Annotated in this window: 23 protein-coding genes; 7 read left to right on the top strand and 16 right to left on the bottom strand. The window is 68.9% G+C overall.

Going from position 1 to position 23345, the window contains the following annotated elements; translation table 11 throughout:
- Window positions 1-7 precede the first annotated feature (7 nt).
- The 3 genes from JL37_RS18960 to JL37_RS18950 are packed head-to-tail and all read left to right on the top strand — an operon-like array spanning window position 8 to window position 2224.
- Window positions 8-295 carry a hypothetical protein gene (locus JL37_RS18960; RefSeq protein WP_043546113.1) on the top strand — a complete coding sequence of 96 codons (288 nt, stop codon included), beginning with the start codon at window positions 8-10 and terminating at the stop codon, window positions 293-295.
- Window positions 282-572, top strand: a complete 291-nt coding sequence (locus tag JL37_RS18955) for a hypothetical protein (protein WP_043546112.1) — start codon at window positions 282-284, stop codon at window positions 570-572. The genes JL37_RS18960 and JL37_RS18955 overlap by 14 nt, the downstream gene beginning before the upstream one ends.
- Window positions 573-583: 11 nt before the next feature.
- Window positions 584-2224 carry a PepSY domain-containing protein gene (locus tag JL37_RS18950; protein WP_043546111.1) on the top strand — a complete coding sequence of 547 codons (1641 nt, stop codon included), beginning with the start codon at window positions 584-586 and terminating at the stop codon, window positions 2222-2224.
- Between the two features lie 65 nt (window positions 2225-2289).
- Here JL37_RS18950 and bla read toward each other — a convergent pair whose 3' ends face one another.
- Complete coding sequence (bla, locus tag JL37_RS18945; RefSeq protein ID WP_043546110.1) at window positions 2290-3186, bottom strand: class A beta-lactamase; 897 nt, start codon at window positions 3184-3186, stop codon at window positions 2290-2292.
- A 101-nt stretch (window positions 3187-3287) separates the two neighbouring features.
- Here bla and axcR point away from each other — a divergent pair, with 101 nt between their 5' ends.
- Entirely contained in the window at window positions 3288-4148 is an 861-nt protein-coding gene (axcR, locus tag JL37_RS18940) for a putative beta-lactamase transcriptional repressor AxcR (RefSeq protein WP_043546109.1), read from the top strand.
- Between the two features lie 16 nt (window positions 4149-4164).
- On the opposite strand, the gene JL37_RS18935 is transcribed toward axcR, so the two are convergent.
- Genes JL37_RS18935 through JL37_RS18910 form a run of 6 tightly spaced genes read right to left on the bottom strand, consistent with a single transcriptional unit; the run spans window position 4165 to window position 9484 of the window.
- Window positions 4165-4947 carry a class I SAM-dependent methyltransferase gene (locus tag JL37_RS18935; protein WP_231570381.1) on the bottom strand — a complete coding sequence of 261 codons (783 nt, stop codon included), beginning with the start codon at window positions 4945-4947 and terminating at the stop codon, window positions 4165-4167.
- A gap of 40 nt (window positions 4948-4987) precedes the next feature.
- On the bottom strand, window positions 4988-5710 hold the full coding sequence (locus JL37_RS18930) for an ABC transporter ATP-binding protein (protein WP_043546108.1): 723 nt from the start codon (window positions 5708-5710) through the stop codon (window positions 4988-4990).
- Complete coding sequence (locus JL37_RS18925) at window positions 5707-6441, bottom strand: ABC transporter ATP-binding protein (RefSeq protein ID WP_043546107.1); 735 nt, start codon at window positions 6439-6441, stop codon at window positions 5707-5709. The genes JL37_RS18930 and JL37_RS18925 overlap by 4 nt, the downstream gene beginning before the upstream one ends.
- The gene (locus tag JL37_RS18920; RefSeq protein WP_043546106.1) at window positions 6438-7385 is read right to left on the bottom strand and encodes a branched-chain amino acid ABC transporter permease; all 948 of its coding nucleotides are present in this window, start codon (window positions 7383-7385) and stop codon (window positions 6438-6440) included. The genes JL37_RS18925 and JL37_RS18920 overlap by 4 nt, the downstream gene beginning before the upstream one ends.
- Window positions 7382-8245, bottom strand: coding sequence for a branched-chain amino acid ABC transporter permease (locus JL37_RS18915; RefSeq protein WP_043546105.1), 864 nt, complete (start codon window positions 8243-8245; stop codon window positions 7382-7384). The genes JL37_RS18920 and JL37_RS18915 overlap by 4 nt, the downstream gene beginning before the upstream one ends.
- A gap of 30 nt (window positions 8246-8275) precedes the next feature.
- Window positions 8276-9484 (bottom strand): amino acid ABC transporter substrate-binding protein, encoded by a 1209-nt coding sequence (locus JL37_RS18910; RefSeq protein ID WP_043546104.1) that lies wholly within the window; start codon window positions 9482-9484, stop codon window positions 8276-8278.
- Window positions 9485-9636: 152 nt separating this feature from the next.
- Here JL37_RS18910 and JL37_RS30095 point away from each other — a divergent pair, with 152 nt between their 5' ends.
- Entirely contained in the window at window positions 9637-10227 is a 591-nt protein-coding gene (locus JL37_RS30095) for a low affinity iron permease family protein (protein ID WP_081955117.1), read from the top strand.
- Between the two features lie 44 nt (window positions 10228-10271).
- On the opposite strand, the gene JL37_RS18900 is transcribed toward JL37_RS30095, so the two are convergent.
- Window positions 10272-12353 carry a PIG-L family deacetylase gene (locus JL37_RS18900; protein ID WP_043546103.1) on the bottom strand — a complete coding sequence of 694 codons (2082 nt, stop codon included), beginning with the start codon at window positions 12351-12353 and terminating at the stop codon, window positions 10272-10274.
- 118 nt (window positions 12354-12471) lie between these two features.
- Complete coding sequence (locus JL37_RS18895; RefSeq protein ID WP_043546102.1) at window positions 12472-13344, bottom strand: LysR substrate-binding domain-containing protein; 873 nt, start codon at window positions 13342-13344, stop codon at window positions 12472-12474.
- 116 nt (window positions 13345-13460) lie between these two features.
- On the opposite strand from JL37_RS18895, the gene trpB reads away from it, so the two are divergent.
- Window positions 13461-14669, top strand: coding sequence for a tryptophan synthase subunit beta (gene trpB, locus JL37_RS18890; protein WP_043546101.1), 1209 nt, complete (start codon window positions 13461-13463; stop codon window positions 14667-14669).
- Window positions 14666-15451, top strand: a complete 786-nt coding sequence (trpA, locus tag JL37_RS18885; RefSeq protein ID WP_043546100.1) for a tryptophan synthase subunit alpha — start codon at window positions 14666-14668, stop codon at window positions 15449-15451. The genes trpB and trpA overlap by 4 nt, the downstream gene beginning before the upstream one ends.
- Window positions 15452-15510: 59 nt before the next feature.
- On the opposite strand, the gene JL37_RS18880 is transcribed toward trpA, so the two are convergent.
- The 7 genes from JL37_RS18880 to JL37_RS18850 form a co-directional block, all read right to left on the bottom strand.
- Complete coding sequence (locus JL37_RS18880) at window positions 15511-16224, bottom strand: TetR/AcrR family transcriptional regulator (protein WP_043546099.1); 714 nt, start codon at window positions 16222-16224, stop codon at window positions 15511-15513.
- Between the two features lie 72 nt (window positions 16225-16296).
- Window positions 16297-17109 (bottom strand): enoyl-CoA hydratase, encoded by an 813-nt coding sequence (locus JL37_RS18875; RefSeq protein WP_043546098.1) that lies wholly within the window; start codon window positions 17107-17109, stop codon window positions 16297-16299.
- Between the two features lie 11 nt (window positions 17110-17120).
- Entirely contained in the window at window positions 17121-18572 is a 1452-nt protein-coding gene (locus JL37_RS18870) for an aldehyde dehydrogenase family protein (RefSeq protein WP_043546097.1), read from the bottom strand.
- A gap of 10 nt (window positions 18573-18582) precedes the next feature.
- The gene (gene solA, locus JL37_RS18865; RefSeq protein ID WP_043546096.1) at window positions 18583-19731 is read right to left on the bottom strand and encodes an N-methyl-L-tryptophan oxidase; all 1149 of its coding nucleotides are present in this window, start codon (window positions 19729-19731) and stop codon (window positions 18583-18585) included.
- A gap of 20 nt (window positions 19732-19751) precedes the next feature.
- Window positions 19752-20762 (bottom strand): ABC transporter ATP-binding protein, encoded by a 1011-nt coding sequence (locus JL37_RS18860; protein WP_052097372.1) that lies wholly within the window; start codon window positions 20760-20762, stop codon window positions 19752-19754.
- On the bottom strand, window positions 20746-21762 hold the full coding sequence (locus JL37_RS18855) for an ABC transporter ATP-binding protein (protein ID WP_043546094.1): 1017 nt from the start codon (window positions 21760-21762) through the stop codon (window positions 20746-20748). Before JL37_RS18855 ends, JL37_RS18860 begins: the two co-directional genes overlap by 17 nt.
- Window positions 21759-23312, bottom strand: a complete 1554-nt coding sequence (locus tag JL37_RS18850) for an ABC transporter substrate-binding protein (RefSeq protein ID WP_052097370.1) — start codon at window positions 23310-23312, stop codon at window positions 21759-21761. Before JL37_RS18850 ends, JL37_RS18855 begins: the two co-directional genes overlap by 4 nt.
- Between the last annotated feature and the right edge of the window lie 33 nt (window positions 23313-23345).

Genomic DNA, 23345 nt, shown 5'->3' with positions numbered 1-23345 from the left:
GGTGGCCATGCAACTGCTCCACATGTTCGGCCTGGCAGCCATATTCCTGGGCTGCTTCTGCATTTACCGCGCGTCTCCGAACCAGCGCTGGCGTAGCGCGCCCTGGCCGGCCGCGCCCGCCCGCGCCGCCGGCGTCGCCCTGCTGGCGTTCGGCGGCTGGGCTTGCCTGCGCGCCTACTCGGCCGTTGCCGCGGTGTTCGTGTTCTGCACAGCCCTGATGCTGTTCTTCTGCCTGATTCCCTATCTGGGCGCGCTCATCGGGCTGCGGAGGGGCGATTCGCATGAAAGCCGGTAAACCCGCTCCGATCCAGCGCGACTGGGCGTCCAAGACCCTGGCCGGCGCGGTGTTGGGCTTCGCGCTGGCGATGGGAAGCAGCGCGCTGCTCGCGGCATTGACGGACAGCGTGCCGCTGGTCACGCGGTCCCAGCTCGCCATGTGGCTGGTGCCTCCGGTCTGGCTGGGCGTGCTTGGCACCGTCTATTTCTTCGGCAGCGGGCTGCGCGCCTGGGCCTGGCTGGGCGCGGCTTGCGCGGCGCTCTATGGCGGGCTGTTCCTAGCCGGCGTGCTTTGAGGGGGGGCGCCATGAGAGCCGACTACATACGCATCTACAAATCGGTCCACACCTGGACGGGCATCCTGGCCGGCATGGCGCTTTTCATCGCGTTCTATGCCGGCGCCTTGACCGTGTTCAAGGAGCCGCTTGCCCGCTGGGCGTCGCCGCAGTCGACAGCCTCGCACGTGCCGCTGGATGCGGCGCCGGAATTGATCGCGGGAGTCCTGAAGGCCAGGCCCGACGTTGCCAAGGGCTTCAGCATCCACCTGCAGGACACGGAAAACGTGCCCGCGAGAATGGGCTGGGAAGTCCGGGATTCCCAGGCGGACGATCATGACGAATCGTCGGTGCGCCACTATTTCGCCTACCTGGAGGCAGACGGCGGGGTCCGTATGGAGCAGTCTTCCGCCAGCGGCCTGACGTACTTCATAGACGTTCTGCACCGCGTCGTGGGGCTTCCCGTCGACAGCGATCCCAACCGCTGGGTCATGGGCGTCATCGCGACGCTGTACGCCGTTGCGCTGGTGTCCGGGGTCATTGTGCTGCTGCCGTCGCTGGTGAAGGACTTCTTCGCCCTGCGGACCGGCAAGAACCTGAAACGCATGTGGCTGGACGCGCACAATGTCGTGGGCATCGTCTCCCTGCCGTTCCATATCGTCATGGCGCTCAGCTCGGTCGTGTTCGCCTATCACGACGGTATCTATGATCTGCAGGACAAGCTCATGTACGGCGGCAAGCTGGAATCGGTGTTCCAGCGGACCGGGGGCGGCGGGGAGTCCCCCGCGCCCGCCAGGGATCCGGCCGCCATGCTCACACCGCAGGAGCTGGTGGCGCGCGCGAAAGACCTGGCGCCAGGTTTCGAGCCGAGCGCGCTGCAGTACCAGCAGGTCACGGGTCCGCGCGCCATGGTGCGGGTATGGGGCAAGGACGCCGGCGCGGTGTCGCCGAGGGCGCGAGGAGGCTTCGTGGCGATCGACCCGTATACGGGAAAGATCCTGAATACCGATTACCTGCCGGGCAAGCAGACTACGGCCAATCTCTGGGTCAGCAGTTTCTTCGCCCTGCACATGGCTTCCTTTGGCGGCCTGGCGGTGCAATGGCTGTACTTCCTGCTCGGCCTGGCAGGCGCATGGCTGTTCTACAGCGGGAACCTGCTATGGATAGAAACGCGCCGCAAGCGCGCCGACCGCAAGACGGGAGAGGTCCCGGCGCAGCGGCTGGACACGAGGCTGATGGCCTCGGCGACCGTTGGCGTGTGCCTGGGCTGTGTATGCGGGATTTCGTTGATGATGGTCGCGTCCAAATGGCTGAACGGCCGCGTCGGAGACCTGAATGCCTGGCTGCAGGGGCTTTACTACCTCGCCTTCTTTGCCAGCCTGGCCTGGGCGTTCCTGCGGGGCGGAGCCAGGGCAGGCACGCATCTGTTGTGGCTTGCTGCCGTGCTGACTTTCGCGATTCCCCTGACGTCGCTGCTGGGCGGCCTGTTCCCCGCGACGGGAGCGTGGGCGCATACATCGGCGGCGGCGCTGGCCGTCGATGCGACCGCATTTGCCGCCGCCGCGGGGTTCGCCTGGATGGCGAGGGCGGCATCCAGGAGGATCCGGCAGGGAGCCCCGGACAGCGTGTGGGCGCCGGGGCGGGCAGCCCCCTCGGCCCCGGCGGCGGGCTGACGGCGATGCCGTGGCGCGATGCAATGGGGTTTCATGCCGCAGGGCGGATTTCCGGCGCCGCCGCGCTATCCCAGCGCGGCGACCAGCCCGCCGACCTCGGCGATGATGCGGTCGCGTTCAGGCATCGGAATGCCGGTGGTTTCCAGGTAGGCGGACACGACGATGGGCGCGCCGCCTGGCGCCTGTGCGAAGCCGGCGTCATTGGACCCCACCTTTGAGTAGGTGCCGGTCTTCTCTCCGACCTTCCAGTCCGGCGGGAAGCCTGCCCGCAGGCGCTTGCCGCCCGTGGTGTTGGCCAGGAGCCAGGATTGCAGCAGCTGCCGCGACTGCGGCTTGAGGGCCTGGCCGAAAAGCAGGGTGTCCAGGGTGCCGGTCATGGCGCGCGGACTGGTGGTGTCCAGTGGTTCGCCCGCATGCAGGCGGTTCAATTCGGGCTCATAGCGGTCGTGCCGCGTGACGGTGTCGCCCAGGCTTCGGATGAATCGCGTCAAGGCCTGGGGCCCTCCATAGCTCCGGTGCATGAGGTTGGCCGCCGTATTGTCGCTGGTGGTGATGGTGGCTTCGCAGAGTCCGGCCAGCGTCATGCCCTGCGGCCCGACGTGCAGCCGGGTGACGGGCGCGTGTTCCTGCAGGTCCGCCTGGGTGATGGGGATGCGGCGGTCCAGCCGGTCCTCGCCGCGATCCGCCCGCGCCAGGATGTAGGCCGCGGCCAGCGTCTTGAACGAACTCAGCATCAGGAAGCGTTCGTCTGCGCGATAGCCAGCGGTCTGCCCGCTGGCCGTGTCCAGAAGCGCGACTCCCAGTCGGCCGCGGCTGGACGCTTCGAGTTGGGCGAGGGCCTGGTTCAGCGCGGCCAGGCGGGCGGCCGTCCATTGGTATTTCTTATCCGTCCGGGCTCGCGCCAGCGCGGGAATCCAGCAGGCCAGGATGGCGGCCGCCGTGAAGGTTCTTCTCGTAACCAAGGCGTTCTCCTTTGAAAAACGCTTGCATGCTAGGCGCTGGACGGCGCCGGCAACAAACGGGAATAATTGTGGCCGTCCCATAGAAAAACTTATGCCTAGCCATGGATCTCCCCCTGAACGCCTTGCGGGCCTTTCAAGTGTCGGCGCGGCATCTGAGTTTCACGCGGGCCGCGCAGGAGCTCAACCTGACGCAGGCGGCCGTGAGCCAGCACGTCAAGAACCTGGAAGCGAGGCTGGGCGTGGCGCTGTTCCGGAGAGTGCCGCGGGGCCTGGTTCTGACGGACGAGGGCCTGGCCCTGATGCCGGTGCTGTCCGAATCGTTCGACCGGATCGCGACCACCTTGCGAGCCTACCGCGGCAAGGCCCGGCGGCAAGTCCTTTCCGTAGGGGTCGTGGGCACCTTCGCCGTGGGCTGGCTGTTGCCTCGGATGCGCGATTTCCAGGCCCTGAACCCGCACGTGGACCTGCGCGTTTTTTCCAACAACAATCGGGTCGATCTCGCGGCCGAGGGCCTGGACCTGGCGATCCGCTTCGGCGACGGCAATTGGCACGGGATCGATGCGCTGCCGCTGCTGTCCGCGCCCTTGTCGCCGGTATGCGCGCCCGCCGTGGCGCCGCGCTTGCGCGCCCCGCGGGACGTGCTGCGCGAGCCCTTGCTGCGCTCTTACCGGCCGGACGAGTGGCCCGCCTGGTTTGCCGCGGCGGACCTGGATCCGCCCCTGGTGCAGGGATCCATGTTCGACTCATCCCTGGTGCTGGCCGACGCGGCGGCGCAGGGAGCCGGCATCGCCTTGCTGCCCGTGCGCCTGTTCGAGCGCGAGTTCCGGGCGGGGCGGCTGCTGCGCCCGTTCGCGCTCGAAGTGGAGACGGGGAAGTACTGGCTGACCCGTATCGCCAGCCGCCGCCCGAACGCCGCCATGCAGGCCTTCGGCGCCTGGATGCACGGCGTCCTGGCGGCATAGCGCGGGGTTCGGCGGTTCAGCGCCTGGCTACGATCAGGTGGCGGGTGGAGTGGGCGATGAAGGGGATGCCTTGACGCATCCTGCCATCCAGCTCGCGCAGGGGATCCAGATATTTCCGCACGGAGAAGTCCGGCACCCACCATACGCATTTGCGCAGGATCCAGACGACTGCGCCCACGTCGTGGAAGACCATGCGGCAACGCGCCAGGCGCAGGTCCGTGACGTCCAGCCCAGCCGCCCGCGCCGCTGCCGCCTCTTCGCTGGGGTCGCGCTGGACGCGTTCGCGCGGCAGCGGGCCCAGAAAGTGCTCGATCAGCTCGAACGCGGAGGCCGGGCCGACGTGCTGCGCGAAATAGCTGCCGCCGGGCGTGAGGACGCGGTGGATCTCCCGCCAATCGGGGCGCACCGGGTGGCGCGCCGTGACGAGGTCGAAGGAGCCGTCGGCAAAAGGCAACGCGGCGCCCGCCGCCACTTGCACGACGTCCACGCCGCGCGCAGCCAGGCGCGCCTGCGCCTGGCGCGCATTGGGCGGCCAGGCTTCGGTGGCGCACATGCGCGGCGGAAAGCGGGGCGCTTCCGCCAGCACTTCGCCGCCGCCGGTATCCAGGTCCAGCGCCGACCGGGCCCGGGCCAGGCGCTGCGCCAGCAGGCTCGCGTAGCCCCAGGGCGGGCGTTCCTCGGTGGCGCGTCCGTCCAGCCAGCCGAAGCCCCAGCCGGTGACATCGGTGGCCTCGGCTTCCGCGATGAGTTGGTCGAAGGGCTTCATGGCCTTGACGGCATCCGGGTTCGTTGTGCGCATCGCGCCGATGATATCCGACGGGCGCGGGTCCGCGCAGGCGTCACACCCCCAGATACGCCTGCCGCACCTTCGGATCGTTCAATAGCGATGCCGCCGGGCCGCTGTGCACGATGCGGCCGGTCTCCATGACGTAGCCGCGGTCGGCGCCCGACAGCGCAAGGTGGACGTCCTGCTCGACGAGCAGCACCGTGACGCCTTCGTCCCGGATGTCGGCCAGGACGCCCATCAGTTGTTCGACCACGACGGGCGCCAGGCCCAGGCTCATCTCGTCGATCATCATGAGCACGGGCGCGGCCATCAGCGCGCGCGCCATCGCGCACATCTGCTGTTCGCCGCCGGACATGCTGCCGGCCAGCTGCCTGCGCCTTTCCGAAAGCCGTGGAAAGAAGCCGTAGACTTTTTCCAGGTCGCGCGCGACATCGGCCTTGGCGGCGCGCCGGTAGGCGCCCATGAGCAGATTGTCCTGCACCGTCATGCGGTCGAAGAGCTGGCGGCCCTCGGGAACCTGGACCATGCCGGCCGCGAAGGCCTGGTCGGGCGTGGCCTGCGACAGCTGGCGTCCGTGCATCACGATGCTGCCGGTACTGGGCAGCACGCGCGACAGCGCGCGCAGCAGCGTGGTCTTGCCGGCGCCGTTGCTGCCTACCAGCGCCACGATCTCGGCGCGCCGGACTTCCAGCGATACGTCGTGCAGCACCGGCAGTTCCCCATAGCCGGCGCCCAGGCCTTCCACCTTGAGCAGCGGAGCCGCGATCTCGTTCATGCGCGCTGCCTGCCCAGGTAGGCCTGCACGACTTCCGCATTGGCCAGCACGTCGTCCGGAGCGCCGTCGGCGATTTTCTCGCCGTGGTGCAGTACCAGCAGGCGGTCCGACAGGCTCTTGATGGCCTTGATGACGTGTTCGATGACCAGCACGCTGATGCCGGTGGCGCGCACCTTGCGGATTACCTCGATGACTTCGTCGATCTCGACCAGGTTCAGCCCCGCCATGACCTCGTCGCAGAGCAATATCCGCGGCTGCATGGCCAGCGCCTTGGCCAGTTCCAGCCGCTTGCGGCCCGGGCCGCCGAGATCCTCGGCGCGCTGGCCCGCGGCGCGGCCCAGTCCGACGAAGTCCAGGCAGGCGCGGGCCTGTTCGCGCGCTTTCGTCAGGTCGGGCTGGCCGCCGCCGCGGCCGAACAGCGCGCCGACCGCGACATTGTCCAGCACGGACAGGCCGGGGAAGGGGCGCATGATCTGGAAAGTCCGGCCGATGCCCAGCCGGGCTCGGCGGTAGGCGGCCAGATTGCCGATCTGCTTGCCCTGGTAGAGGATTTCGCCATGAGTGGGTTGGAGCGTGCCGCTGATCAGGCTCACCAGCGTGGTCTTGCCGGCGCCGTTGGGGCCGATGAGGCCCAGGATTTCGCCCTCGCCCAGCGTGAAGCTGACCTGGTTCACGGCCACCAGCCCGGCGAAGCGCCGCGTGACGTTGCGGATTTCCAGGATCGCGGTCATAACCTGTGCGCCCGTATGTTTTCGATGAAGTAGCGCCATCCCGACTTCCGGTAGCGGCGCAGCAGATCGGTCAGCCCGCGCGGCATCAGCACGACCGCGGCCACGATCACCGCGCCGAAGAAGAGGCCCGCGGCGCTGGTTATCTCGCTGGACAGCAGTTCGGATATGGCCGACAGCGAAAAGGCGCCCACGACGGGGCCCAGTATGGTGCCCGCGCCGCCGAACACGGCCATGATGATCATCTTGACGTTCAGCCCGATGTCGAAGGCGCTTTCGGGGTCCAGGAAGGTGATCCAATAGGCGTGGATGCCGCCGGCCAGCGCGCTGAACACGCCGGACAGCGCGAACGCCGCCACTTTGTACAGGGTGGTGTTCACTCCCATGACGGCCGCGCCTTCTTCATTCTCTCGGATCGCGATCAGGCCGAAGCCGAATTTGCTGCGCGTCAGCCAGGCGATGGTCAGCGTCGCCAGCACTAGCAGGCCGAGCGACAGCTCGTAGAAGAGCGGATCGTTGTTGAGCGGAGGCAGCACCAGGCCGATGTTCTGGCCGGCCAGTTCGATGTTCGAAACGATGGCCGTCATGACCTGCGCGAGCGCGAGGGTGGCGATGGCGAAGTAATGGCCGCGCAGCCGCAGCACCGGCAGGCCCAGCAGCAAGGCGAAGGCCACGGCCAGCGCTACGCCGAACGCCAGGCCGACCGCGAAGGGAAGTTCCCACTGCACCATGGCGATGGCCACGCCGTAACTGCCCAGCCCATAGAAAACGGAATTGCCGAAGGACGCGTAGCCGGTGTATCCGCCGATGATGTTCCAGCCTTGCGCGAGCACGGCCAGCAGCAGGGTATTGATGCCGAACTGCACCAGCACGTCCGATCCGTACCAGGGCACGCCGGCCAGCGCGGCCACTGCCGCCAGCGTGAGGATGGCGCGTGCGGCCTTCATGCCGCTCTGCCCAGAAGCCCGCTGGGCCGCAGGAACAGCACCAGCACAAGGATGCCGAAGCTGGCGACGTCGGCGAACGTGGGCCCCACATACAGTGTGGTCAGCGATTCGACGATGCCCAGGAACAGGCCGCCCACCATGACGCCCAGGGGATTGTCCAGCCCGCCGATGATGGAAATGGCGAAGCACTTCGCGGTCAGCGTCGCTCCGATGTAGGGATTGATCTGCGAGACGGTCCCGTATAGCCCGCCGGCCGCGCCCGCCAGCGCCAGGCTCAGCCCGAATGTGACCGCATAGAGATGGCGCGGCTCGACGCCGTAGAGGCGCGCGGCCACCAGGTTCTGCGCGGTGGCGCGGATGGCGCGGCCCAGGCGGCTGTGCAGAAGGAACAGCCACATGCCGAAGGTCAACGCCAGCGCCACGCCGAAGGCCGCCAGCCGCGCCATGGGCAGCGTCACCGGGCCGAGGACGTAGCTGTCGCCCGCATAGGGAGGGTTGATGGTACGGAAGTCCGCCGAGAATGCCAGCTGCGCCAAGTAGGTCAGCACGACCTCCAGTCCGAAGGTGATGAGCAGCGTGTTGAACATGGGCGCTCGCACGATGAGATTCAACAGACCGCGCTGCAGCAGGTAGCCCACGGCGAACAGGGCGGCGGCCGTCACGGGCAGGCCCAGGAAGGGATCCACGCCCAGGTCCGTGTACAGGTACCAGGACGCGTACGCGCCCAGCATGATGAACGCGCCGTGAGCGAGGTTGACGATGTTCAGCACGCCCCAGACCAGCGCCAGGCCCTGGGCCATCACGGCATACAGTCCGCCGAGCAGTATGCCGTTGACGAGGATTTGCGCGAACAGGTCCATCGCATGATCCCTGAGCCTCTTGCGGGCCGCCTATCGCGCGTTCCAGGCCGGCATCGGATACTTGGGCTGCGTGATGAAGCCCTTGGCGCCGTAGACCTCCGCCAGCTTGTCGCCCTGCACCTGGATCACCACCTGCGGCAGGTCGATCTGCCCATGGGCGTTGAAGGCGATCGGGCCGTACAGGCTGTCGAAGCGGGTCTTGGCCAGGGCGTCGCGCACCTTCTGCGGATCCATGCTGCCGGCGCTCTCCATGGCCTGCGCCAGAGCTTCGACGTCGGCCACGCCGGAGGCCGCGTGGTAGTCCGGGTCATAGCCGTACTTCGCCTTGTAGGCCCGCGCAAACTGTTCGGCGTCGCCGAACCAGCGGTCTTTCAGCGCTGCCGACGGCAGCCAGGCGGTCATGCCGAAGGCATAGTCCGCATCGGCGCCAAGCGCCTTGCGGAAATCCTCCGAGGGCACGCCGACCGTGAACGAATACATCTTGGGCGCGACGGCGAGGCTCTTGGCCTGGCGCACGAAATTCAGGATCTCCGTCTCGTGTCCGGCCACCAGGACCGCGTCCACCTTCTTGCTTTTTATCTGCGACAGCAGCGAGTTGAAGTCCGTTGCGTTGGTGCTGTAGCGTTCGTCCATCGCGACATGCAGCCCGGCCGCTTTCAGCAGGGGGCGCGTTCCCTGGGCGACCGATACGTCGAACGAATCGTCCGCGTACAGCAGCGCAACGCTGGCCGGCACCGGCTTGAGCGCCTTGAGCATTTCGACCGTGCTGCCGAAGTAATTGCTGGCGGGCGCCAAGGTGCCGAATATGTACTTGAACTTGCGCGAGAAGATCTGGTCCGACGCACCGCCGCCCTGGACCATGGGCACCTTGTACTTCTCCGATACGGCGGAATCGGCCAGCGCGAAGTTGCTGGCGAAGGGGCCCAGCAGCAGATTGACCTTGTCCTGGGTGACGAGCTGCGTGTATTGGCGCACGCTCAGGTTCACGTCCGATTGGTTGTCGTAGATCTTGAGCGCCAGCTTGTGGGCCGCTCCGCCGATCTTCACGCCGCCCGCGGCGTTTATCTGATCCACCGCGATCTGGTAGGCGTCGCGATAGTAGCGTCCGGTGTTGGCGACGGGGCCGGTGAGTTGGATGGAGGCGCCGAGCACGATGTCCGGCGCTTCGGGGGCTGCGACCGCGCCTGCGGAGAGGACGAGGGCCAGCGCGGGCAGCGCATGCAATAGTCTCCGAGACATGATGATGTCTCCTTTTATGGACCTTATGGGTTCCATTCTCGGACTCGCTTGGTTACGTTAACCTGAACCGGAGCTCGCAATCGGCCGCGGCGGATGCGCGCGGGCACGGCGCTTGCTGCAAGCGATCGGTGCCGTTACGTCCCGGAGGAAACATGGACGCGTCCCGTGCCCGAAGAAATGGTTCGCCGCGATCGCCGGGCAAATCCGTCGCGACCTATTTCGATCACTTCGCCGCGGCGGTCACGGCGTGGGCGGGGTCCTCGATCGCGTTTGGCCTTGCGGTCGGCGTGGTGGCGGCATGGGCCCTGACCGGTCCGGTTTCCGGATACTCCGAGAGCTGGCAGCTGGTGATAAACACCGGCACGACCATCGTGACCTTTCTCATGGTGTTCCTCATCCAGCAGAGCCAGAACAAGAACGATCGGGCGCTGCACCTGAAGATCGACGATCTGCTTATCGCGCTGAAGGACGCGGACGAGGATCTGGTCGACGCCGAGCGCCTGGATGAAGACCGGCTGGTCGCGCTTGCGGCGGCATTGACCGCGCACGCCAAGCGCATGGCGAGGGACAAGCGCAGGCGGCTGGCGGACGAGCGGAAAGGGCGGGCGCCGGAAGGGGGCGGACGCGAAGCCATGAAGACGGCGCGGCGGCGCCGCGTTGCGGGCCGCGGGCCTGCGGGAAGGCGCCAGGCGGCAGGGCTCTCCGGTGCGCGATCCGGCCTGAAGCCGAAGGGCCTGGCCTAGGGGGCGAGCGGGCGCCGGCCGTGCCTGCGGCCAGCGCCTTCATGTCACTGCACCGAGGTCGGGGCGGCCGTACGCGAGGCTTGCGTCGGCATGCGTTCCACGGTCAGCGAGCCGGGGGCGCCGACGGCGGGGCGCACTACCGCCGCGTGGTTGGCGTCATTGGCGCCCAGGTTGGGCAGATCCGAGGGGCGCGCGGCCACGGCCGCGAACGCGCTGCCGCCGCTGGACGGCACGCCGTCCAGAGTCAGGCTTGCAGCCCAGGCGCCGCTATGGCGCGAGAGCACTTGGTAGCGTTGCTGTCCGCCAGTGGTGCGCGCGACAACGTACAGCGTGCCGTCGATGATGTTGATCGCGGGCGGCGAAGCGGCTTCTGCGTCCAGCTTCGCGGGTTTGCCGTGTTCGACGAGCCAGAGCTGGCCGCCCGCACGCTCCAGGATGGCGAGCACGACGTTGCCCTGGGCGTCTGCGCCGATGGCCGGGCGTCCGATATAGGGCACGCCGAGGTCGGCGGGGGCGCTCCAATCCATGTCGAGATCGGTGGTGTCGCCGGTCTCCAGCAGCCGGGTCAGATGATTGTTGGCGCGCTGGCGGAAATAGAGCTCGATGCGGTTTTCATGGTCGCGGATCGCGGCCAGGCCGCCCGCGGCAGTCGGCGCCGGCACGGGGCGCCATCCTTGCCATTCGGGACGATGCCCTTTGGCGGCCGGCAATTGGCGCGTATAGAAGAGTTCGCCCTTGGACGTGATCGCGAAGACGACGTAGCGCCCATCGGAGCCACGCGCCGCGGCGGGGCCGCCGGTGGCGCCTTCGAGCAGAGGCAGGTCCTGCCAGGTGCTCCAGCCGCCGTCGATGCCGGAAGGCGCGATCCAGTGAAGCCGGTCGTCGTAGCCCAGCGCCACGGCGGCGGCTTCCCCGCGCGGGGCCACGGCCGGGATCTGCGTCACCCGCACGCCGCCCAGCGCCTGCCAGCCTTGCCAGGTGCCGTCGTGGCGCTGCTTGTTCGCCCACACGCCGCCCAGCGGATCGCGCGCCATCAGGCCGGCGGTGCCGTCGGCGTGGGTGAACGAGACCAGCGGCCCGCTGGTGCGCCCGCCCAGGCTCTGCCAGCGGCGCTGGCCGGAATCCCAGCGGTTGACTGCGGCATTGGTTTCTCCGGCGGCGAACACCACGAGGCCGCCGCGGCCGTCCGGGTACAGCTGCGGCGTCATGTCCTGGCGCGATACGTAGTACGCCCGCTGTACCCAGGCGGCGGCCGGCCCAGCGGGCTCCTTGCAGCCGGTGGGCCCGGCGCAATAGTGATAGTCGTTCCAGGCGTAGTGCTGGAAGATCACCGACTTGCTGGCGATCTCCGTGTCGGTGAGGTTGCTGGCGCGTTCCTGGCTTGGGTAGTCGATGTAGCCCGTCTCGGCGTAGTTGCCCGGGACGCGGACCATGGCTTCGCGCACCAGCCGCGCGCTGGCGATATGGTCCGGATGGCCATGGCCGGCGCAACGCCAGCACAGTTGCGTGTAGGGCACCGCGATCGTGTCGTCCAGGTGGCGCACCGTGGTGGGGGCGTACTGGCGGATCACGTCCGCCAGGGTGCCGATCAGTTGTTCGCGCGTGTAGGACTCGGCGTAGGGGCCCAGCGTTTCGACGCTTTGCCCGGGTTCCGATTCGGTGCGGCTCAGCGGCGTCAGGCTGCCCCAGCCCTTGCCCAGCCAGGGGTCCTTCAGGCGCATGTGCCAGAGCTGGACGCGCGGATTGCCCTGCAGCGTGAAGCGCGCGAAATGGTGTCCTCCGGCGGTGCCGGCATCTTCTTTCCAGACGTCGGGTTCGCGCGCCATGTAGGCATAGGCGGCGCGCACGCCGCGCTCGCGGCCCAGCATGTAGCTTTCGCCTTCGCCCGCGTCGCTGGCGGTCAGGTAGACCACGCGCACGCAGCCGCCCGCCTCGATGTTGGAGGCGATGTCCGGATTCATGAACAGCAGATCGTCATCCAGGTGGGCAACGAACGCCAGATCCTTGATGCCGTGGCATTGCGCGAGCGTGGGAGGGGATGCGAATGCTTGATGGGAGAGCAGGACCGCGAGGGTAGCGAATAGCGCCTGGCCAACGGGGCGCAGCAAGGCCTTCAGAACGTGCATAACAGGGCGCGGCAGAAAAGGCGTCGCGCGGCAGGGAATTAACGAGTCGAAAAGTATAGCGGCGACGGACGCCGGGCTGTTGACGGGATATGGGGCCGGATAGCCGCCCCGCGCGGCGCTAGCCTGCGCTCTCCAGCAGCCAGCCGCGCAGCCGTTCCAGCGAGGCGTCAGCGCGTGCCGGATCCTTGCGCGTGCACAGGCTGAAGGCCGCGCCGCTTTCGACGAAGCCCAGCGGCGCGGCCAGCCGTCCTCGGTGCAGGTCGGCTTCGACCAGCACCGACGGGGCAATGGCGATGCCCAAGCCGGCGGCCGCGGCTTCGAGCATATGGCCCAGGTGGTCGAATTCGCGCCCGGGCTGCCTGGCGGCCAGCGCGAGGCCCTGGCGCGCCGCCCAGTCCTGCCAGGCGTCGGGCCGGGATGTGGTGTGCAGCAGCGGAGCGTCCAGGACGTCGGCCGGCTGCCGGATGCGATCGGCCCAGGCAGGGGCGCAGACGGGGCCGATGGTTTCCGCGAAGAGCGGGGTGACGGCCCATTCGCCCGGCCAGCCGCGGCCGGCCAGGATCAGAGCGTCGACCCGCTGGGTATTCAGCAGGGCCGGGTCTGCCGCCGTTTGCAGCCTGATCCGGATATCCGGATGCAGGGCCTCGAAGCGTTCCAGCCGGGGAATGAGCCAGTTGGACAGGAAGCTGGCAGGCGCCCCTACGGCCAGTTCGGCCGGCTGCGAGCTGCGCTTGAGTTCATCGCAGCGGCGTTCGAGCAGGTCGAACGCTTCCTGGGTGGCGCGTTGCAAGTCCATGCCTGCCGCCGTCACGTGGACGCCGCCCGGGCGGCGTTCGAAGAGCGGACAACCGAGCCATTCTTCCAGTTGCCGGACCTGTTGGCTGACCGCGCTATGGGTAACGCAAAGTTCTTTCGCCGCCAGCGTGAAGCTTGAATGACGGGCCGCGCCGTCGAAGAACCGCAGCGCATTGAGGGAAGGGAGGCGTCTCATGGCGATGATGTTAGCCGTACTTACACTATTGCTAAACAAATCATTGATTCAAATATGTTTTTCATGAAGATAGCATAAGCATGAATCTCGCATTATTGCCACGGAACCAGCGATCCATGCCATCATCCACCCATCCGGCCGTTCCCGACAGCCTCGGCCAATTCGGCCCCTACGGCGGCCGCTACATGCCCGAAACGCTCATTCCCGCGCTGGACGAGCTAGAACGCAGCTTCAGGACGGCGCTGGCTGACGAGGATTTCTGGCAGGCCTACCGCGGGCTGCTGGCCGACTACGTCGGCCGTCCCAGCCCCTTGTTCCTGGCCCGGGGCATCTCGCGGGAACTGGGCGGCGCGCAGGTGTACCTCAAGCGCGAGGACCTGAACCACACAGGCGCCCACAAGATCAACAACTGCTTGGGACAGATCCTGCTCGCGCTCCGCATGGGCAAGCGGCGCATCGTCGCGGAAACGGGCGCCGGGCAGCATGGCGTGGCGACCGCGACGGTCTGCGCCCTGCATGGCCTGGAGTGCGTGGTGTACATGGGGGCGGAAGACATGGCGCGCCAGGCCGTCAACGTGCGGCGGATGCGCATGCTCGGAGCCGAGGTGCGCGCCGTGCATGCCGGGACGGCCACGCTGAAGGATGCGATGAACGAGGCCTTGCGGGATTGGATCGCGCACCCCGCCGACACGTATTACCTGCTGGGCACCGGCGCCGGGCCGCATCCCTATCCCTGGCTTGTGCGGGAGTTCCAGAAAGTGATCGGCGAGGAGACGCGTCGGCAAATCATGGCCAAGACGGGGCGCATGCCGGACGCCATGGTCGCCTGCGTGGGCGGAGGCTCCAATGCGATGGGGTTCTTCTATCCCTTCCTGGAATCGGACGGCGTGCGGCTATACGGCGTCGAGGCGGGGGGCTTGGGCCTGACCAGCGGCGCGCACGCGGCCAGCATCACCGCGGGCCATGCGGGCGTGCTTCACGGCTGCCGCAGCTACTACCTGCAGGACGAGGACGGACAGATCCTGAACGCGCATTCGGTGTCGGCTGGGCTCGATTATCCGGGCGTGGGCCCAGAGCATGCATTGCTGCACGACCGCGGGCGCGTGGCCTACGTGTCCGTGACGGACGCGGATGCCGTGTCCGCCTTTCATTGGCTGACGCGCAAGGAGGGCATCCTGCCCGCGCTGGAAAGCGCCCATGCGCTCGCCTATGTGCGCGAGCTCGCGCCGCGGATGGGGCGCGACGAGATCCTCGTCGTCTGCCTGAGCGGGCGCGGCGACAAGGACCTGGACACGGTTACGCAATTCGGCGAGGTAGCGGCATGACACGGCTGGACCACACTTTATCGGCGCTGCGCCAATCCGGCCGCAGCGGTTTGGTGACCTACTTCGCGGCGGGCGATCCCGATCCCGGTTCCTGCCTGGCGCTGTTGCGCGGCCTGCCGGAGGCGGGCGCCGATGTGATCGAACTGGGCATGCCGTTCAGCGATCCCGTCGCCGACGGTCCCATCCTGCAACGGGCCAACGCCCGCGCGCTGGCGGGCGGCCAGACCTTGAAGCGCACGCTGGCGCTGGCGCGCGACTTCCGGGCGTCGGAGAAGGATACGCCGCTGGTGCTGATGGGATACCTGAACCCCATCCTGCGGCACGGCGCCGGGGCCTTCATGGCGGACGCCGCGGCAGCGGGGGTGGACGGGCTGATCATCATCGATCTGCCCATCGAGCATGCCGGCGAGATCGGCCGGGAAGCGCGCGCGCACGGCATCCACCTCATCCGCATGTCCGCGCCCACTTCCGAGGACGCGCGGCTGGCGCGGCTGCTGTCCGATGCCAGCGGGTTCGTCTATCACATCATGCTGGCCGGCACGACCGGCGCGGCGCTGCCGGACGAGCGCCGCATCGCCCGGGACCTGGACCGGCTGCGCGCGCATACGCGGCTGCCGGTCGCCGCCGGCTTCGGAGTGCGCTCCCCGGAAGCGGCGCGGCTCGTCGGCCGGCACGCGGACCTGGTGGCCGTCGGCTCCCGACTTGCCGAAGTGCTGGCGGAGCGCGGCGTCGCCGGGGCGCTGGACGAGGTGCGCGGGCTGGCGGCTGCCTTGCGCGGATGAGGCGGCGGCGGGCGCCGCTTTAGAAACCGTCCTGAAGTTGGGTGGCGGGCGCGAGGCGGTCAGTCCAGGGCTTCGTATTCCGCCATGGTGCGGTACCAGAGATCGCTCACCTTGGCGGCCAGGCTGCGCGCGGTGGGGAAGGCCTCGGTCAGCAGCATGTCGTGGTTGACGAAGCGTTCGCGCAGCGTATCGATGGTCATGGTGATCAGGATGCGGATCATGCCCGCGTATTCCCGGCGCTGCAGCTTCGTGAACGCGCGGCCGCGGCGCCGCTCGGACACGTGCAGCACTTTCATTGTCCAGTTGGCGTTGCGGTCTTCGCGCAGTTTGGTGATCGCCGCGTTGCGATGCACCGCGGCGTACAGGTTGGCGTTGGCCTCGTAGGCGCGGCAATACCAGTCGTTCGCTTCGAGGATCGCCTCGTAGGTGGACAGGTTGCGCGAGTTGCTGACGCGGGCCGATTCGATGTATTCCAGGAACAGGCTGAGCATCTCGAAGATGCAGTCGTCCACGTCCTTGAAGTGGTTGTAGAAGGTGCCGCGCGACAGGCCGGACTGGTCCAGCACGAATTCCACGGTAGGATTGCGCTGGGGTTCTTCCTGGACGCAGCGGGCGGTGATGGTCAGGAACAGGTAACGGGTGCGCTCGCGCTTGGGCAGCGAGCGGTCCAGGCTCTTGTGGCCGAGCATTTCCTCGAAGCGCAGCGACGTGGGGATGTCGTCCTGCGGATCGATTTCCGCTTTCTGGGCGGCGATGGTCTTGTTCTGTGTCACGCAATGTCCTTTCACGAGGCGCGTGCGCTGCCGGCGCCCCGTGGCTGCCGCCGGCGTCGCCGCTGCCGCATTTTACTGTCCCGTAAACGCGGCCTGCCGCTTTTCGACGAAGTGCGCGACGCCTTCCCGGAAGTCGGCGCTGCGCAGGCTGTCGACCATCTCGTCGTTGGCCAGCCGCACGGCGGCGGCGAGGTCCTGGAACGGCGCTTCCCACAGCTGGCGCTTCATGACCCGCAGCGACCGGGGCGAGACCTCCGTGGCCAGCGTGGCGGCGAGCGCCAGGGCCTGTTCCAGCAAGGCGTCCGCGTCCACGACCCGGTGCACCAGCCCGATGCGCAGCGCCTCGGCCGCGTCGACGCGGCGCGAGCTCATCAGCATGTCGGTGGCGCAGGCGTGGCCGACGATGCGCGGAAGTATCCAGGCGATGCCGTGCTCGGCGACCAGCCCGCGCCGGGCGAAGGCGGTGGTGAAGACGGCCTGCGCGCTGGCGTAGCGGAAATCGCTGTAGAGCGCCATTACCAGGCCCAGTCCGGCGGCCGCGCCGTTGACCGCCGCGATGACGGGTTTGGGGCAGGCGGGGAGGTACGAATAGCGCGTCTGATAATCGGGGCGGCGGTTCATGTCGAAGGGACGCATCCGGGCCGGGTCGCGGATGTCCTCGGGCGGCAGTTCCGCCAGTTCGGCCATGTCCATGCCGGCGCAGAAGGCCCTGCCCGCGCCGGTCAGCACGATGGCGCGCACGGCGGGGTCGACGCCGGCCCGTTCGATGGCGTGGCGCAGCTCGGCTTCGAGCCTGCGGGTCAATGCGTTCATCTGCTGCGGGCGGTTCAGCGTGATGAGCGCGGTCCAGCCGTCGCGCTGGTACTGGAGTTCGGCGTAGTCCATGCGGAATCCTTTCAGGCGTGGGACTGGTGCAGGCCCGGGTAATCGGGCGGAAGCTGGCAGGAGATGGTGTCGGTGAATTCCTCCAGCCCAAGAGGCCCGTTCTCGCGGCCCATGCCGGACTGGCCGAAGCCACCGAAGGGCGCGTCGGGGTTGAAGGGGGCGCCGTTGATCTCTATCTGGCCGGCCCGCAGGCCCAGAGCGGCGCGATACGCCTCTTCCGCGCTCGCGCCCCAGACCGAGGCGGCGAGCCCGTAAGGCGTGCCGTTCGCGATGGCGATCGCCTGGGCGGGCGTGTCATAGGGCAGCAGCACCAGCACGGGGCCGAAGACCTCCTCCTGCGCAATCGCGGCGTCCGGCGCGACCGAGCCCAGCACCGTCGGGGCCGCGAAATAGCCGCGCGCGGGCGGCGGGCACGCTTGCGGGCCGCCGGCGACGATCCGGGCGCCGCCGGCCAGCGCCTGCTCCAGCATGGCCTGGACCCGCTGGCGCTGCGCGGCGCCGGCCAGCGGCCCCAGCCGGGTGGCGGCGTCCGCCGGATCCCCCATGGCGTAAGCGCCGATGTACTGGCCGGCGAGGTCGCACGCTCGGGCGTAATCGGCCGCGGGGACCAGCAGGCGGGTATACGCCGAGCAGGTCTGACCCGAATTGAGGAAGCCGCTCGCCAGCGTGGATTTGACGGCCGTTGCCAGGTCGGCGCCCGGCAGCACGATGGCGGCGGACTTGCCGCCCAGCTCCAGGCTCAGCCGCTTCAACCCGGCGCCCGCCGCCGCGCCGATCTCGCGTCCGGCGCGGGTGGATCCGGTGAAGGACACCATGTCGATGCCGGGATGCCTGACCAGCGCCTGGCCGACGTCCGGGCCGGCGCCGTGGACCAGGTTGAAGACGCCGCCCGGCAGCCGGGCTTCGGCGATCGCCTCGGCTAGCAGGAAGGCGCTGAGCGGCGCGATTTCAGAGGGTTTGAGCACCACGCTGCAGCCGGCCGCCATCGCGGCGGCCACCTTGGCCGTGATCTGGTGCAGCGGATAGTTCCAGGGCGTGATGCAAGCGACCACGCCGGCCGGCACGCGGCGGACCAGCGAGTGGCCCAGGCGAGCGACACGCCCGGCGTCTTCGCACAGCGCCGCGTAGCGGCGCCAGGCCGCGATCGGCGCGGCCACCTGGATGCGCTTGACCAGCTTGGCCGGCATGCCGACCTCGCGCATGATGACGTCGGCCAGCGCGTCGGCGCGCGCTTCCAGCGCATCCGCCACGGCGCGCAGCCGCTCGCCGCGCTGCGCGCCGGGCAGGGCGGACCAGCCGGGCCAGGCGCGGCGGGCGGCGTCGACCGCGCGATCGACGTCCGCCGCGGAACTCGCGCGCAGCGTGGCGAAGGGCGTTTCGGCGTAGCTGTCGACCACTTCGGTCGTCGCGGGTCCGGTGGCGGCCTGCCAGCGGCCGTCTATGTAGGTTTTGGTGTATTCCACGCGGGATTCCTCAATGCAGATAACGGGTGGGATCGAGATGGGCGACGGGCAGGCCGGCGCGCCCTTCCAGCACCAGCCGGGCCGCGGCTTCGCCGATGGCCGGCGCGAACTTGAACCCGTGGCCCGAGAAGCCGCAGGCGACGATCAGCCGGCCGGCGGGGTCCAGCGGGCCGAGCAGGCCTTCGCCGTCCGGCGTGAAGGCATCCATGTAGATGCCGACGCGCACCGGGTCGGGGTAGATGCCGCGCAGGCTTTGCGCGGCGGCGGCGCGCAGCCGGGCCAGCTCGGCCTCTGGCAGGTCGCGGGGCAGGGCGTCGGGATCGTCCACCGCCGGCCATCCGCCGGCGTTGCAGCTGCCCTTCAGGGTGGCGCCGTCGGCGCTGGGGAAGCAGTTGAAATAGCCGTCCGGGAACACCCGCATCATGACCAGGGCGCGGTCCCCGGCGAACGGCGTCATGTCGGGGGCGGCGAACCACGACAGCGCGATGCGGCGCGGGGTCAGCGGCAGCGCGGACAGCGCCGCCAGGCGGTGACCCCAGCCGCCGGGCGCGGCGACGACGTGGGTGTATCGCTCCGGGCCGTGGTCGGTGCGCAGCGTGACGCCGTCAGCATCAGGCTCCAGGGCCCGGACCGCCGCGCCGGCGCGCAGCCGGGCGCCCAGCGATTCGGCCTGCGCCACGGCCGCCAGCACCGTGTGGTCGGCGCGGATCACGCCGCCGTCGGGATCCAGGTACAGGCATTCGTCGGGCGCGACACGGAACTGGGGATAGCGCGCGGCGGCGGCACCGCCGTCCAGGACTTCCAGCGGCAGGCCGAGTGCGCGGGCGGTGGCCAGCGTGGCGCGCATGCTGTCGTGTCCGGGCAGGCCGATGGAGGCCACGCCAGTGCGGGTCAGCAGCTTGCGGCTGGACGCGGCTTCCAGCTCGGCCCACAGCGGCAGGCCGGCGCGGATCAGGGGCACGTGCGCCGCGCCCTCCTTGCAGGCCACGCGGAAGATGCGGGTGTCGCCGCCGGCCGCGCCCCGGTCGTGCGCGGGGGCGTGGCGCTCGAACAGGGTGACCGGCACGCCGCGCCGCGCCAGCCGCCACGCGGCCATCGCGCCCATCACGCCGGCGCCGACCACGGCCACGTTCAGGGAGCTTGCGGGTTGTGCGTTCATGAAAGTCTCCTAGCCTGGGCTCAGGCGAAATGGCAGGCGACACGCTGCGGCGAGCCCGAGCGGGCCACCAGTTCAGGCGCCGATTGCGCGCAGGCCTCGCGCGCCATCCAGCAGCGCGTGCGGAAGCGGCAGCCGCTGGGCGGGTTGATCGGATTGGGCAGTTCGCCGCTCAGGACCCGCGGGCTGCGTTCGCGCTCGCGCCGCGGGTCGGGGCTGTTGGCGCTGTCCACCAGGGCTTGGGTGTAGGGATGCCGCGGCGCGCCCAGCACGTCCCGGGCGGCGCCCAGTTCCACCACGCGGCCCATGTACATCACGGCGATGTCCCGCGCGATGTTGGCCACCACGCTGAGGTCGTGCGACACGAATACGTAGGACACTCCCAGCTCGGCCTGCAGGTCGCGCAGCAGATTGATGACCTGCGCCTGCACCGAGACGTCCAGCGCGGAGACGGGCTCGTCGCAGATCACGACCTTGGTGGGACGGACCAGGGCGCGGGCGATGCCCACGCGCTGCTGCTGCCCGCCGGACAGGGCGTGCGGATAGCGCCGGGCATGGTCGGCGTTGAGCCCGACCTTCTCCAGGATGGCCATGGCGCGGTCCTGGCGTTCGGCGCGCGGCAGCGCGGCGTCGTGGATGTCCAGCGGTTCGCGCACGATCTCGCCTATCGTCAGACGCGGGTTCAGCGCCGTGTACGGAGACTGGAACACCATCTGCACCTCGCGCATCACTTCCCGCCAGCGCGGTCCCTTGAGGCGCGAGATGTCCTGGCCGTCGATGCGCAGCTGACCGCTGGTGGGCGGCAGCAGCCCCACCAGCATGCGCGACAGCGTGGACTTGCCGCAGCCGGATTCGCCGACGATGCCCAGGGTGGCGCCGCGGGCGAGGGTCAGGCTGACGTGGTTCACCGCGTCCAGCAGCAGGGGGGCGGACGGCCAGGGGCGCGGGATGCGGTAGGTCCGTCCCAGGTCCTGCGCCTGCAGGACCGGAACGGCCGCGGGGCCGGGCATTGCCGTTTCAAGCGGGCTGGGCATGGGCAACCTCCTCGGGCGTGAAATGACAGAGCGATTCGCGCCCGTCGCCGAAGCGGATGGCGGGCGGCGACACCTGGGCGCAGCGCGCCACGGCGAGCGGGCAGCGCGGGTGGAAGGCGCAGGCCGGCGGCAGCCGCTGCGGCGAGGGCGGCGCTCCCACGATGGCCTGCAACGGCTCTCCGGTGTGGTCCAGGCGCGGCATGGCGTTGAGCAGCGCGCGGGTGTAGGGATGCGAAGGGGCGTCGAAGACCTCCATGACCGGTCCCATCTCGACGGCGCGGCCGGCATACATCACCAGCATCCGGTCCGCCATCTTGGCCACCACCCCCATGTCGTGGGTCACGATGAGGATGGCCATGCCCAGTTGGTCGCGCAGGCGCAGCAGCAGCTGCAGGATCTGAGCCTTGATGGTGGCGTCCAGCGCGGTGGTGGGCTCGTCGGCGATCAGCAGGTCGGGCTCCAGCGCCAGCGCCATGGCGATCAGCGCGCGCTGGCGCATGCCGCCGGAGAACTGGTGCGGATACTGCCCCGCCCGTTCGGCCGGAGAGGGGATGCCGGTCAGGCCCAGCAGTTCCACCGCGCGCGCCCAGGCCTCGCGCTTGGGCGTGCCCCGGTGGACCATGAGCGTTTCCGCGATCTGGTAGCCCACGGTGGTGCAGGGGTTCAGCGCGGCCAGCGCGTCCTGGCTGATCAGCGCCATGCGCTCGCCGCAGAGGCGGCGCCGGGCGCGGGCGGGCAGGGCCTGGATGTCCTGCCCATCCAGCTCGACGCGGCCGGTCGTGCGGGCCTGCGACTGGAGCAGGCCCATTACCGCCTGGACCAGGGTGGACTTCCCCGAGCCGGACTCGCCGATGACGGCGTAGATCTCGCCGCGTCGCACCTGGAAGGCGATGTCCCGGACCACCCGGACCTCGCCCGCCGCGCCGCGGAAGGCCACGTTCAGCGCCGACACCGACAGGATCGGCGCTGCGGGGCTGGACGGCAGGATCGCGCTGTTCATTTCCGGACCACCTTCACGGTGGCCAGGTCGAAGTTGTCGCCGTCCAGCGCTTCCCACTGGAGTCGCTTCGAGAAGCCGTAGACGGATGCCGCCTGCCACACGGCGGCGATGTAATAGCGGTCGTGCACGAGCTTTTGGGCCTGCTTCCAGAGTTCGGTGCGCTTGGCTTCGTCCATTTCGGCGCTGGCCTGCTCGGCCAGGCGATCGTACTCGGGATCGGCGGTGATGCTGAGCGCTGAGTTGGAATTCAGGAAGGAGTTCATCTTGCTGGCGTCGCCTTCGCCGAAGTCCCAGCCGATGATGTAGAACGGCCCGGCGCTGCGGCTTTGCATCATGCCGATCAGCCGGCCCCACTCCATGACCTGCGGCGAGATCTTGAAGCCGGTGGAGCCCAGCTGGGCGTTGATGGCCTGGTAGATGTCCCGGTCGGCCACGTAGCGCCCGTCGGAGGTATAGGTGTTGAGCGCCACGGTCTTGCCGTCCATCAGCTGCTTGGCCAGCTTGCGGTCGGGGCGGTAGGGCTGGATGCTCTTGTCGACCTGCACCACGTTCGGCGCGAGCGGCGTGGCCAGCACGCGGCCGTACTTGCCCAGCAGGTGCGTGACGACGTTATTGATGTCCAGCGAGGCGACGAAGGCCTGGCGCACGCGGATGTCGTTGAACGGGGGCTTGCGCGAATCCAGCAGCAGGGTCTGTACCAGCCCGTTCATGCTGGCCACGATCTTGGCGTTCTCGGCCTTCTCGATGCGCTCGACGTCGGCGATCGGCACGCGCTGGATGATGTCGACCTCGCCTTGCAGCAGGGCGTTGACCCGCGTCGAGTTTTCGGGAACGAAGGTATAGCGGCCGCGGGCGACCTCGGGCGCCGGCCCCCAGTAGTCCGGGTTGCGTTCCAGCGTCAGGGAAGTGCCCTTGCGCCATTCGGCCAGCCTATAGGGGCCGGTGCCGATGGGCTTGTCGTTGACTTCCTGGTTGCTGTGCGTCTCGAAGTAATGCTTGGGCACGATGAAGACGCGGCCGCTGCCTCCGATGGGCTGCATGCGGCGGCCCAGCAGCGGGTCGGGCGTCTTGGTGCGGATCTGCACGGTGTGCTCGTCCACGACCTTCACCTCCGAGATCGAGGCGATCTGCGAATAGTGCGGCGAGTTCAGCGTGGGCGTCAGCAGGCGGTCCAGCGAATACTTCACGTCCTGAGCCGTCAGCGGCGTTCCGTCATGGAACTTCACGTCGTCGCGCAACTTGAACTCCCACAGCGTGGGCTCCTTCAGTTCGAAGGACTTGGCCAGGTGCGGCTTGAGCTGGCCGGTCTGCCGGTCCAGGACCAGCAGGGTTTCGTAGATCTGGGTCATGATGGCCACGTCCGGCCCATTGGCCGTGCGGCTGGGATCGAGGAGGTCGATGCCGCCGCTGAGCGCGATGCGGACTTCCGCGTCGGGCGCGGCGTGGGCGGCGGCTCCGGTCAGCAGGGCGGCGGCGAGCAGGCCGCCGCGGCACCAGCGCGCGCCGGCGCCGAACGATCGTGTGGCTGCGAATACTGCGGACATCTTCATGGCGAATCCCCTTGGGTTTGGAATGGGATGCTG

It is taken from the genome of Achromobacter sp. RTa, assembly GCF_000757485.1.
Lineage (GTDB): Bacteria > Pseudomonadota > Gammaproteobacteria > Burkholderiales > Burkholderiaceae_B > Achromobacter.
The sequence above is the reverse complement of the archived record's forward strand: the minus strand, read 5'-3'. Positions and strand labels throughout refer to the sequence as shown.